The 12,616-nt window shown below is 34.3% G+C and carries 13 protein-coding genes and 1 tRNA gene; 1 reads left to right on the top strand and 13 read right to left on the bottom strand.

Features of this window, described 5'->3' with window-relative positions; genetic code table 11:
• Positions 1-297 precede the first annotated feature (297 nt).
• Positions 298-370 (top strand) — tRNA-Thr (locus RWZ86_RS01745).
• A gap of 159 nt (positions 371-529) precedes the next feature.
• On the opposite strand, the gene pepT is transcribed toward RWZ86_RS01745, so the two are convergent.
• The 13 genes from pepT to RWZ86_RS01680 form a co-directional block, all read right to left on the bottom strand.
• Positions 530-1,762 (bottom strand): peptidase T, encoded by a 1,233-nt coding sequence (pepT, locus tag RWZ86_RS01740; RefSeq protein ID WP_314679483.1) that lies wholly within the window; start codon positions 1,760-1,762, stop codon positions 530-532.
• The gene (gene nusG / locus RWZ86_RS01735) at positions 1,762-2,316 is read right to left on the bottom strand and encodes a transcription termination/antitermination protein NusG (RefSeq protein ID WP_314679480.1); all 555 of its coding nucleotides are present in this window, start codon (positions 2,314-2,316) and stop codon (positions 1,762-1,764) included. Before nusG ends, pepT begins: the two co-directional genes overlap by 1 nt.
• A gap of 96 nt (positions 2,317-2,412) precedes the next feature.
• The gene (gene secE / locus RWZ86_RS01730; RefSeq protein WP_006703973.1) at positions 2,413-2,583 is read right to left on the bottom strand and encodes a preprotein translocase subunit SecE; all 171 of its coding nucleotides are present in this window, start codon (positions 2,581-2,583) and stop codon (positions 2,413-2,415) included.
• A gap of 19 nt (positions 2,584-2,602) precedes the next feature.
• On the bottom strand, positions 2,603-2,755 hold the full coding sequence (gene rpmG / locus RWZ86_RS01725) for a 50S ribosomal protein L33 (RefSeq protein WP_006703972.1): 153 nt from the start codon (positions 2,753-2,755) through the stop codon (positions 2,603-2,605).
• 74 nt (positions 2,756-2,829) lie between these two features.
• Positions 2,830-3,768, bottom strand: coding sequence for a 1,4-dihydroxy-2-naphthoate polyprenyltransferase (locus RWZ86_RS01720; protein WP_314679478.1), 939 nt, complete (start codon positions 3,766-3,768; stop codon positions 2,830-2,832).
• Between the two features lies 1 nt (position 3,769).
• Entirely contained in the window at positions 3,770-4,870 is a 1,101-nt protein-coding gene (locus RWZ86_RS01715; RefSeq protein WP_399544678.1) for an FAD:protein FMN transferase, read from the bottom strand.
• A gap of 125 nt (positions 4,871-4,995) precedes the next feature.
• Complete coding sequence (locus RWZ86_RS01710; RefSeq protein ID WP_314679475.1) at positions 4,996-5,514, bottom strand: FMN-binding protein; 519 nt, start codon at positions 5,512-5,514, stop codon at positions 4,996-4,998.
• 195 nt (positions 5,515-5,709) lie between these two features.
• Positions 5,710-6,687 (bottom strand): polyprenyl synthetase family protein, encoded by a 978-nt coding sequence (locus RWZ86_RS01705; protein ID WP_314679474.1) that lies wholly within the window; start codon positions 6,685-6,687, stop codon positions 5,710-5,712.
• Positions 6,688-6,743: 56 nt separating this feature from the next.
• Positions 6,744-8,660 (bottom strand): NAD(P)/FAD-dependent oxidoreductase, encoded by a 1,917-nt coding sequence (locus RWZ86_RS01700; protein ID WP_314679473.1) that lies wholly within the window; start codon positions 8,658-8,660, stop codon positions 6,744-6,746.
• Positions 8,661-8,761: 101 nt separating this feature from the next.
• Positions 8,762-9,298, bottom strand: coding sequence for a Gx transporter family protein (locus RWZ86_RS01695; RefSeq protein ID WP_314679471.1), 537 nt, complete (start codon positions 9,296-9,298; stop codon positions 8,762-8,764).
• 135 nt (positions 9,299-9,433) lie between these two features.
• Positions 9,434-10,735, bottom strand: coding sequence for a peptidoglycan bridge formation glycyltransferase FemA/FemB family protein (locus RWZ86_RS01690; protein ID WP_314679469.1), 1,302 nt, complete (start codon positions 10,733-10,735; stop codon positions 9,434-9,436).
• A 136-nt stretch (positions 10,736-10,871) separates the two neighbouring features.
• Positions 10,872-12,206: a type I glutamate--ammonia ligase gene (gene glnA, locus RWZ86_RS01685; protein WP_314679467.1), complete on the bottom strand. Its 1,335-nt coding sequence runs from the start codon at positions 12,204-12,206 to the stop codon at positions 10,872-10,874.
• A gap of 12 nt (positions 12,207-12,218) precedes the next feature.
• A complete protein-coding gene (locus RWZ86_RS01680) occupies positions 12,219-12,584 on the bottom strand; it encodes a MerR family transcriptional regulator (RefSeq protein WP_314679465.1) in 366 nt (121 codons plus the stop codon).
• Between the last annotated feature and the right edge of the window lie 32 nt (positions 12,585-12,616).

Below are 12,616 nucleotides of genomic sequence, written 5' to 3'. Positions count from 1 at the left end.
TAGTTTTCAAAGGTCAACGTCGCTTATCGCGACAACTCCTATATATTATCATAGGCGTTTTTCTCTGTCAACAACTTTTTTAAAATTATTTTTAAAATTTACTTTTCGTAATCGCTTCAAACGCGAACGTTCGTTAACAGTGCTTATAATTTACCATAGCTTTTTATTCTTTGCAAGTCTTTTTTAAAACTTTTTTTATATTTTTTGAGTTTTTTCTATCCTTTCTATTAAAACCTTATTTCTACGCTGTTTTTCCAGTTTACTTCTTCTTTTAAGAGGAGTATACTATATTCATCAGCCGAAATAGCTCAGTTGGTAGAGCAACGCACTCGTAACGCGTAGGTCACAGGTTCGATCCCTGCTTTCGGCATATTTTATGTTTTTTGTTATTTTTAACATTTTAAAATGTTGTTAAATCAACGTTTTACTTTTCTTCTATTTTCCGAATTTTAGTTTTACGGAACAATTTAGGAACAAATGAATCATGTATTTATAAAGCCCTCAGACTTTCACATCTGAGGGCTATTTTTTATTTCACTACATTTTGAATAATGGTTAATACAACTTCTTTTGCTTTTTCCATACTTTCTAATGTGACAAATTCATATTGCCCATGTAAATTTTCTGCACCGGTAAACAAGTTTGGTGTTGGAATTCCTTTAAAGGTAATAATACAACCATCTGTTCCACCTCTAAACGGTTGGACATCTGGTTCAATCCCACATTGGCGATATGCTTCTTTTGCTACTTCTACTGAAGTCATATCTTCTTTTAACACTTCATGCATATTAAAGTATTCATCATAAATATGACATTCAATTCTTGGAACATCATAAGTTGCATTTTGTTCTTCTACGATTTTAGCGAAAGTTTCTTTACGCTCTTGGAATTTCTCCATCGAATGATCTCGAATAATATATTCTGCTTCTACCATTCCAATATTTCCAGATTGTTTAGCAAGCATATAGAAGCCTTCATAGCCACTTGTTCTTTCAGGCACTTCTTGTTCTGGTAATTTTGCGAATAGTTTAGCAGCTTCAGCTAGTGCATTTACCATGACGTCTTTTGCTTGTCCTGGGTGTACACTTGTCCCATTAATTTTTACAACAGCTCTTGCTGCATTAAAGGTTTCATATTCCAATTTACCGACTACACCACTATCTAATGTATAGGCAAATTTTGCTGGCATTCTTTCTGCTTTAAAGCGATGTGCACCTTTTCCAATTTCCTCATCTGGTCCAAAGGCTACCCATATATCTCCATGTGGGATTTCTGGATTTTCTAACAAATCAATGGCAGCTTCTAATATTGAAACTAATCCTGCTTTGTCATCTGCACCTAATAAAGTTGTCCCATCTGTTGTAATTAAAGTTTGTCCGATATAATTTTTCAAATTCGGGAACTCTTCTACTCGCATCATCAATCCTAATTCAGAATTCAGTAATACATCATTCCCATCATAGTCATAATGAACTTGTGGTTGAATATTTTCCGCATTAAAATCTGCAGTATCGACATGTGCTACAAATCCAATGGTTGGTGCTGCTTTACCTTCTGGCAAATTGCTTGGAATACAAGCTACTAAATAAGCATCTTCTAAATCTAAAGAAATATTTGAAAAGCCTAATTCTCTTAATTCACTTTCCAACATTTGTAGAAAATCTAACTGACTCTTCGTCGTTGGAACTGCTGAAGAGTTTAAATCACTTCTTGTATTAATCTTTGCATATCGTACAAAACGATCTAACATGCTTTCTCGCATTAGTAAGAGTCATCTTCTTTCACTTGGTAGAATTCTAATTCTGCAACAGTTTCACGACCAAACATTTCAATCGTTACTTTAACTTTTTGTTTTTCGTCATCGATTTCTGTCACTTTACCACTCATACCATCAAAGGCACCTTCAGTAATAATCACATAATCTCCAACTTTAGCATGTAAATCTACTGGTGCGTGAGTTGGCACTCCTAAGCGTCCTAATAATGTATCCACTTCTTCTGGTAATAATGGTGAAGGTTTAGAACCTGCTCCGTGAGAACCAACAAACCCTGTTACACCTGGAGTGTTACGTACAACATACCATGCTTGATCAGACATAATCATTTCAACCAATACATACCCTGGGAAAGTTTTATTAACGGTAACTTTTTCTTTTCCATCTTTTACTTCTACTTCTTCTTCCTCTGGAACAATTACTCTAAAAATATTTTCTTCCATCCCCATTGAACTAATACGTAATTCAATATTTGATTTTACTTTGTTTTCATATCCTGAATAAGTATGTAATACATACCATTCTTTTGCTGCATTACTCATTGTAATTCCTCCTATTATTTGTTCATACAAAAAAACCTTCTAACTTGAAGGTTTTTGCTTGCTTTTATTATACCACTATTTTATAACTCTTGCGAATTATTTAATAATTAATTTAAATGCACTTGCAATCGCAAAATCCACTACTGTGAAAAATCCTAACGCAAGTAATACTGCCATTACAACTGTTAATGTATATTTGTTTACTTCTTTACCAGTTGGCCATGTTACTCTTTTCATTTCTTTAACAACATTTACTAAAAAACGCATGCGAAACTGCTCCTCTCGATTATTTAGTTTCTCGATGTAGTGTTTGTTTATTGCAAAACTTACAGAATTTTTTTAACTCTAAACGTTCGACACGCTTATTTTGTCCTAAAGTCAGTGTATAGTTTCTTGAACCACATACACTACATGCCAACGCTGCTTTCTTTTGTGCCATATTTTCACTACTCTCTTTCTTCTACTGTATCATATCTATTCAATCATAAAATTCTCAGTGCCAATTGTCAAGCATTAGCGAAAAAATATCACACTAATGACTAATAATACCATTTGCACGACATGAATCATTAACATATTTTTAATCGCTAATGCAAATGTTGTACGTTTCTCTTGTTTTTGAATAAAGAGTTGAATATTTTTATATACTGGTACTCCAACAACTAAAGTTCCTAACATTAAAATCGGTGCAATTCTAAATACAACTGCTAACACCATCGCTACAAAACTAATAAGATAGAGTCCTTGATACAATTTTAACGCCATTTGTTTTCCAATATAGTACACCAAAGTATAACGATGATTCGTAATATCCGTTTCTAAGTCACACAAATTATTACTTAACATAATATTCGCAATCGTACATACTAACGGCAATGAGAGCAATGCTACTTTGATATGATCGAACAATGCTAATCGGACAATCAACATTCCTTGGTCTAATCCCATCCAAGCGAAACTGGCTTCTGGCGAATTCAGAAAAATCACTATCCAAAAAATTCCAAATCCCATGGTAACTCCAGATAACACTTCCCCTAAAGGCATTCTTGAAATTGGAATTGGACCAAATGTATAAAAAATTCCAATTACAAAACAAAGTGTACCAACAAATAATAAAATGATATTCGTTCTCACCACTAAAAGGATTCCAATAATGGTTGCAACACCAACTAAACTTCCGAAAATCATCGTAGCTTGTTTAACCGTTAAAGACGAAGTTCCAATAATATTTTCTTCTTGACGATACGTTTCATTTTTCGCTTTGACATAATCCATTAAATTATTCATAACGGTCGTAGCCATATCAAAACATACCATTCCAATAAAGAACAACACCATATTAACTGCATTAAAATTTCCAAACGACCAAAACGAATACAGTAATCCAACCACAAAAGGAATAACACTCGCAATTTTCGTTCTTAATTCCACTAATTCAATGATATCTTTCATACTAATGCGACCCTTCCCATGTATATTGATCATTCGTTAGTTTAAACGCATTTTTAATCGAATTAGAAACATAGATTTTTTTATCTCTTGTCATGAAAACTGCATCCACATCATCTTTTTGATTGACATACTTCAATCCTGCTTCTACACCAATTGAGAACATAGAAGTCGACAATGCATCTCCACGAGTAGAACTTGAAACAATAATCGAAACTCCTGCTATATCATTTTCATATGGATATCCTGTTTTCGGATTTAAAATATGATGATAGGTTTTACCGTCTACTTCTAAATATCGTTCATAAATTCCTGACGTTACGATTGTCTTTTCTTTTTCTAAAATCGTTCCTAAAGTTTTACCACGACTTTCTAATGGATCTTGCAACCCAACATTCCAAGCTACTCCGTCTCGTGCAGGAGAACCTCCCATCACAACAATATTTCCACCCAAATCAAGAACAGCTGTTGTCACTCCTTCTTTTTTAAAGAAATTCCATAATTGATCCGCAATGAATCCTTTCGCAATTCCGCCTAAATCTAATAACATTCCTTTTTGAGTTAGAAAGACACTTTTTTCTTCATCATTTAAAACGACATTTTTATAATTGACTAAAGGTAGTGCATCATCAATTTCTTTTTGGGATGGTTTTCTAGCATCCGGGAAACCAATTCTCCATAAACTCGTTAAAGGTCCTACCGTAATATCAAAACTACCATCAAATTCTCCACTATATGCTAAACCTTGTTTAATCAAGTCATACACTTCATCGCTGACTGCAACCGCATGATCTCCAGCCGCTTCATTAATGGCATCTACTTCAGAACCACTAGCATTTACTGTAATTCTAGCTTCTAAATCTTTCACCATTGCAAAAGCGCGTGTTAATAATTCTTCAGTGTTTGGATGATAGACAGATAATGCTACTGCAGTTCCTAATAAGAAATCTGTTTTCTTAACGGGAGACTTAATAATTTCTCTTGGTGTTTTCACGGAAACTGATGAAACAACTTCTGCATCTTGAACTTTCTTTTGTTGGCAACTCACTAATCCAATTGAACTTAAGGCAAGAGTTGTTACCAACAACCATTTATTGATTTTCATATATCTCTCCTTAAATGTATAAATTCCATTCAAATAGTCTACTAAATTTTTCACAATAACTCAAGTTAAACTCCTGTTTCAAAAGAAAAAACCGAGCTTAAGCCCGGTTCATCGTTAAATTTAAATTAGCCTTGAGGTGCTGCCACTTTAATTTCTTTAGTGTCACCTTTTTGAGCTGCTTCAATTAATTTGTTAGCATATTCTACAAATGAAGTATGAGCTTGAGTTGCTCCTGATACTACTTCAACATCTGATGGATTTTGTTTTTCTACTAATCCAATGTTGTATGCTTTGAAGTATTCTGCAGGACCTGTACCCATTTTATCTTTCATTTGTTTTTCATAAGCTTCATCTTCTGATTTACGTTTACCATCTTTATTTAAGTTGTCATAGTCAGAAGATTTGATTTTTCCGCCTTCAACTACGATTGTAAACTCTACATGCCAACCACGTTTGTCAGCTTCAGATACTAATTTGTAAGTACCATCTTTTAATTCTCCTGAAGCAGTAGATTTTGCTGCTTGAGTAGTTTTTGCTGAAGAAGTTGTTGAAGAAGTTGATTTAGAACCTCCACCACATGCAGTTAATACAACTACTGATGATAATAAAGCAGCTGCTGTTGCTAATGATTTTTTGAATGTCATTTTATTCATCCTTTTCTCTTTAATTTCAGAATTTTATTAAATTCTTTAGGTATTATTATATCATGTTCCTATAACTCATTGCAAATTCTAACAATATCGGTAAAACTATGTCAAGCACATGTAAAAACATCCTATCTTCATAAAAAAACTCCAACTAACAGTCTTAGTCTCTGTTAATTGGAGTTTATTTTTCGATTACATTGTACGCTCTAACAATTGTTTCGTTAATTGCGTTAACATTGCCTTCATATCACTTTCAGGCAAACGTTCAATTTGAGATAATGCTTGTTTTGTATATTGTTGTGCTAATTGTTGTGCTTTTTGCAAGCCACCAGAATCATGCACAAATTTTCTTAGTAATAATCTTTCTTGTTCAGAGATTGCTTGTTTTTTCTCCAATAATGGAATGATTTTCTGAGACTCTTTTTCCATTGCATAAATTAATGGCGCTGTATAAACCCCTTGCGCAACATCTTCTAGCACAGGTTTTCCGAACTCTTGAGGCGTTACTTGATAATCTAAAATATCATCTAAAATTTGAAACGCCATTCCAATTTGTTGCCCAATTTTCTTAGCTCTAAGAGCATCATCCATCTGTCCTAATTTTGCTCCCATATAACAGCTAACCATAAATAATTGAGCCGTCTTTCCTTCAATTCGTTTCAAATATTCTTGAAGTCCTAAATCATAGCGATAGCGATTTCTCATTTGAGCTAATTCGCCCTCAACTACTCGTGCCATTCCATTTGTTGGGAGTGAAATTCCGTCTAAATCAGACAAATACGCTGAAAGAAGTTGATAACAACTCGTTAAAACAAAATCTCCAGCATAAATCGCCACACGATTTCCATAACGAGCATTCAGCGTCTCTTGACCTCTTCTCATGTCCGCTTCATCAATCACATCATCATGAAGTAATGTTGCAACATGTAGTAATTCTAACGCCGCTGCAACAGCTCTCACTTCTTGCGGCTTCCCATTTTTACACCAGTTAGCAAACAATGTTAGATAAGCAGGACGAATCATTTTCCCACCTTGTTGTAACATCGTTACAATTGCTTGATGAATTTCTGCATCTTCAATTTCAATACTTTCTAACATCAATTGACGAATGGCTATTAATTCCTGTTTTAAAAACGGGTATTCATTCCACATTGAATGAATCATTTCCATAATTTTTTCTCCAATCACTATAGACAAAAAGCCGGCAAAGCCGACTTTTATCTTATTTAACGTTCTTGTTTATCTGAACCGAAACCATAAATATGTTTCGAAGTTCCATACCACCATTTACCAGCAGTTTTTTGGAACCATGGGATGAAGTAGTAATCCAAACCAAATGCACGTCCTGATCCGTTCATTAAAGCAATTGCTGCTGGGATAAACCACATATTTACCCAGTAGAACATACCTGACAATACAAATGTTGTTACTAATCCAACTGTTACTGCATTAACAATCCATGTTAAGAATCCAGCCATAATTGCTAAACCAATCGCTAATTCTACAAATGACATAATTGTTTGCATTACATGTGCTACTTCAACATTTGGAATCATGATTTGCATAATTGAAGCAAACCAGTCTGGCATTTTATCTAATACCATCATTGGTTGTTCACCATATGAATAGTTAAATCCAAATGAAGTTGCTACTTCTGCCACTGTTTGAGTTGCTGCTCCACTTGCTGCTGCAACTGTTTCAGCTGCTCCACTTGCTGCACTTGTTGGTTCTAATAACCAAGGGAATGGGAATGCTAAATGAGTTCCGTCAATCCAACTATGTGCACCCCAAAGACCAAAGATTTTCTTCAATCCTTCGATTGTCCACATTCCACCATAGAATAAACGTAATGGTAATGCCCAAAGAACATTTCCGTAACGTGATAAATGTCCACGGAAGATATTACGACGATCTTTAATGTGGAAGAATTCGTGGAATACGTATTGAATTGCATAATATAATGAGAAGATTTCTAAGAAGTATTTGATGTTTACTAAATGTTTCATCAACATTGCAAAGAATCCACTTAAGTGATATTTGCCCATTAAGAAAGCTACACCATAATGAGATCCAATTGAAACCATGAATCCATCATATTTTCCTTTATAAGCAACTTTTGCAGTGTTTTCCACATCTGCAATAATATTTTTCGCTGCTGTATGTCCAGTTTGCTCAGCTGCTTGAACGATTTGTGGAGTTGGACGATTTTCTTTATCAGGTTCTTCGTAGTATGCTAAGTCCCCAATTGCATAAATGTTTTCTTCTCCATCTACTTGCATGAATTCATTTACAACTAAACGGCCTGCACGAGCAGATTTGAATCCGAACACTTCAGACTCAGTATTTGCTTTAACACCAGCTGTCCAGAATAATGAGTAAGTTGGAATGACAGTACCGTCTACTAAACGAATGCTGTTTTCTTTTACTTCTTCAATTCCGTTTCCTTTAATGACTTTAATGCCACGACCAGTCATGAATTTTTCAGCTTTAGCAGCATCTTTTTCATCTAACATATTTAAAATAGTTGGAACTGCTTCAACGATGTATAATGAGAATTCACTCTCATCTAAGTTGTATTGTTTCGCTAATACTGGAATCCAATCCATGATTTCACCGACTAATTCTACCCCAGTAAATCCAGCACCACATACTGTAAATGTTAATAAAGCACGGCGTTTTGGAGTTACATGCTCTTTAGCTGCACGTTCTACACAACGAATAATGTGTTCGCGCATTTTAATCGCATCTTCCATTGACCATAATGTAAATCCGTGTTCTTTCACACCTTGTACACCAAAGTCATTTGCTTCTCCACCCATACCGATTACTAAATAATCATATTGGAAAGATTTGTAAGTTGTTGTAACAACTTTTTTAGTTTTATCTAAGCTAACTACTTTGTCCGTTACTAATTGAACATTTTTTGAACGAGCAAATAGTTTTTGCAAATCATATTGAATTGCTTCTGGTTCTACACGACCTCCAGCTACTTCATGTAACTCCGTCATGTATGTTAAATATGGATGTTTATCAATTAAAGTAATTGTAACATCTTTATCTTTTCTGAAATGACGTGATAATTTTTTCGTTGCTGCTACTCCTGCAAATCCTGCACCGATAACAACAATATTTGTTTTCGTCATTAGAAATCCCCTCTCGTTTTGTAATTTTTTCACTTAAGCATTATAGTATAAAATCAACGTTTTGTCTAATTCTTTTTTAGTTTTCATTTGCTTTCATAAATTTACATTTCTTGTTTTTCACGATACGTTTTTAATATTTTTACATGATTTAATGCATAGTTTGCAGAAATTCCAATAGCAATTCCTGCGAAAATCCCCACAATAGACATAGCTGGTAAATACAATAACACATTCCAAGATTTTGCAATAAAACTTGCAATCACTAATTGCCCAAAATTATGTAAAATACCACCCGTCGCACTGACCCCAATTAAACTAACACGTTTTGGACCTAATTGTTTAATCAGCAACATCCCTAACAAACTAAACGTCGCTCCTGCGCTACTGTACAATAAAGTTGAAAACGTCCCACCTAACAAAGCAGTCAACAATGTTCTCAATAACACGACTAACACCACTTCTTGTAAGGACAATGTATATAAACCAATCACTGTAATAATATTGGCAACTCCTAATTTAGCACCCGGTGCAAAGGCAAAAGGAAAAGGAATCGCTTGTTCTAGTAAACTCAAAATAATTCCTTGAGCTGTTAATAACGAAATAAATAACATTTTTTTCAACGTTAGATTTTGTTTCATTTATCTATCTCCTCTCTTCAAACTCGCCTTATAATTGTACCATAACTCTCAAAAATCTTAAAAAGATATCTGAAAATTGAGCATAAAAACACCTCAAAAGTAGCTTTTACCCTAACTTTTGAGGCAGTATATCATTTATGAACGACGCATTAATAATTTTCTCTTCCATTCCATTACTTTTGGTGCAACATCTTGGAACATTGTAAACCAGAAGCGATTAATCGGTAAATCAAATTCTCCAATATACTCCACTAATGTTGGATCAAAGGATTGTTTGAATTTTGTAATTCCTGTATGATCTTCTGCATTACTTGAAACACCAAACATATCATAGTGGCGAATACCTTTTTCATCATACAGCTGTTGCATAATCCATGTTTGTAAAGCTTTATTCGCATTTAACCCAGCATCATCTGTAATATTCGCTCCATATAAATAATAAGCAGTATCTTTATAGGTAGCTACAAATGCTCCACTTAACACTTTTCCATTCGGATATTCATTACATAGGGAATCTAATTCAATAATTTCTTGTTCATATTTTGCAATATTTTTCAACAAACTTTCTCGCTGATTCAGTAAATTTGTTTTCTTTTTCTCATTTTGAGTACTTTTAACTTGAGAAGCAATTTTTTCTACTTCTGCTTTAGCTTGATGAATTCTATTTTCTGTCGATTCTTTTGCAACATGATAATCAATTTTAGCAAAATATAAATCCATCATATCGTGGGCATGTAATGTTTCATAAATCGTTGTTAAATATTCTTTACTTCTTGCAATATATTGATCGCGTTCAGCAGTAATACGATTTAACACTTCATAATCGTCAATATCTTCAATCGTTCCTTTATAACAAACTACTCCACGTTTTTGTGCCATTGTAACTTTATATCTTTCTTTAGAAGAAAAAGTATCTAAAATTCCTTTTCCTTTATCTTCTAATTCAACAATCATCGTCATTCTTGGCTGAATTCCATCAAACCCTAAATCTAGTGGTTGACTCACAAATCCTGCTTCTAACAATAATTGGCGAATCGTTTCTTGATTGATACCATCTTCTACAATTGAAAAGTCATTTAATCGTTCTCTCCACATAATTTCTGGGTCAATTTTCAATCCAAATACTCGTTTTTGTTTTAAATATGCTTTCAAAGTTTTAATGACTTCTTTAAATTGTTCTGAGTTATGATAATCCGTAACAATCCCTCTTGGAGCATACGCTAAATATCTTTTCACAACAGGAAGAGCACGATATAAAATCATCGTAGCTGCAACTGGTTCATCTTGGTCATTCATTACAAAAAGAAGATCATTACTCCATTCTCCTCTTGTTTTCACTTCTCCCCATTCCGGAGTTTGAAAAAGAGTACAGTTTCCTTGAGTTTGTAAAAACTCATGATATTCTGCTATAGAATTTCTCATATCTTTAATATACATCTCTAACTTCCTCTCAAGTGTTTTCATTAAACAGTATGACACTTCTACAATAGATTGTCAAAAAATGTTAGAAATTGACATCATGAAATAAACTCCCATACAAAAAAGCCAAGCTTTCGCTCGGCTTCTCTTTCTTCTAAAATAATTTTAAATATTGATCTAATTCCCATTGTGTGACTTGCGAACGATACGCTGCCCATTCGAATTTCTTCGCTTCTACAAAGTTACTATAGATGTGTCCACCTAATGCATCTTTTACAACAGTATCAGATTTTAAGCAATCAATCGCTTCTGCTAAGCTACTTGGAAGATCATCAATGCCTACTTCTTTTCTTTCAGCAGTTGACATTGCATAAATATTACGGTCAACTGGAGCAGGAACTGGTAATTTTTCACGAATCCCTTCTAAACCAGCACGTAAAATAGCCGCCATTGCTAAATAAGGATTTGCCGCTGGATCCACACTTCTTAATTCGATTCGAGTAGAAAGACCTCTTGCTTCAGGAATACGAATTAATGGAGAACGGTTTTGAGCTGACCACGCAATATAAACAGGCGCTTCATAACCTGGAACTAAACGTTTATACGAGTTAACTGTTGGATTACAAATCGCTGTTAAAGCTTTTGCATGTTTCATGACACCAGCAATGAAATAACGACAAGTATCGCTTAATTGTTGTTCACCGTTTGGATCATAGAAGGCATTATTTCCTTCTTTATCAAATAATGATAAGTTAAAGTGCATCCCGCTACCTGCAATTCCAAATACTGGTTTCGGCATGAAGGTTGCATGCAATCCATGTTTGCGAGCAATCGTTTTAACCACTAATTTGAAAGTTTGAATATTATCACACGCTGCTACTGCAGAAGCATATTTCCAGTCAATTTCATGTTGCCCAGGTGCTACTTCATGGTGACTTGCCTCAATATCGAAGCCAATTTTTTCTAATTCTAGTACGATTTCACGACGACATTCTTCCCCTAAGTCAACTGGAGCTAAATCGAAATAACTTCCTTGGTCATTCCCTTCAAGAGTTGGTTCTCCATTTTCATCTAATTTGAATAAGAAGAACTCTGGTTCTGGTCCTAAATTAAAATGAGAAAATCCTAATTCTTCCATTTCTTGTAAAATACGTTTTAAGTTTGAACGTGGGTCGCCTGCAAATGGTGTTCCATCTGGTTTATATACATCACAAATTAAGCGCGCGATTGTTCCGTGTTTACTACTCCATGGGAATACAACCCATGTATCTAAGTCAGGGTATAAATACATATCACTTTCTTCGATACGAACAAAACCTTCAATGGATGAACCATCGAACATCATTTTATTCGATAATACTTTTTTTAATTGAGTAATTGGTACTTCCACATTTTTAATCGTTCCTAAAATATCTGTAAAAATCAAACGTAAATAACGAACGTCCATTTCCTCAACTTGTTTTAAAATTTCTTCTTGTGTGATTGTCATTTTTCTCCACCCCTATAGTAATTTCTCTTGTCCAGATAATCTTCCAATATGCATAATTTCGTTATACAAAATTCGTCGAACATCTTCATCCGTTAATCCATCATTTGTCGACGTTTTTTCTAACGGATTTTTCTTTTCATTCGAATAAATTTTTTGAATCGCAACAATGGTTAATCCATCTGATAAGTAGTCTTTGATTTCTAATAATCGATCGACATCATTTAGTGAATACATTCTGCGATTAGTGTCTGAACGTTCCGGTGTAATTAAACGTTGTTCTTCATAGTAGCGAATTTGCCTTGCCGTTAAATCAGTCAATTTCATCACTGTTCCTATTGGAAATACTGCTAAAGAACGTCGTAATTCTTTTTCTCCCATCCTCAAACACCTCTCTTATTCTCTATGATAGC

Source organism: uncultured Granulicatella sp. (assembly GCF_963545075.1).
Taxonomy (GTDB): Bacteria; Bacillota; Bacilli; order Lactobacillales; family Aerococcaceae; genus Granulicatella.
Note: the sequence above shows the minus strand (reverse complement) of the source record. Positions and strands in the feature narration are given on the sequence as shown.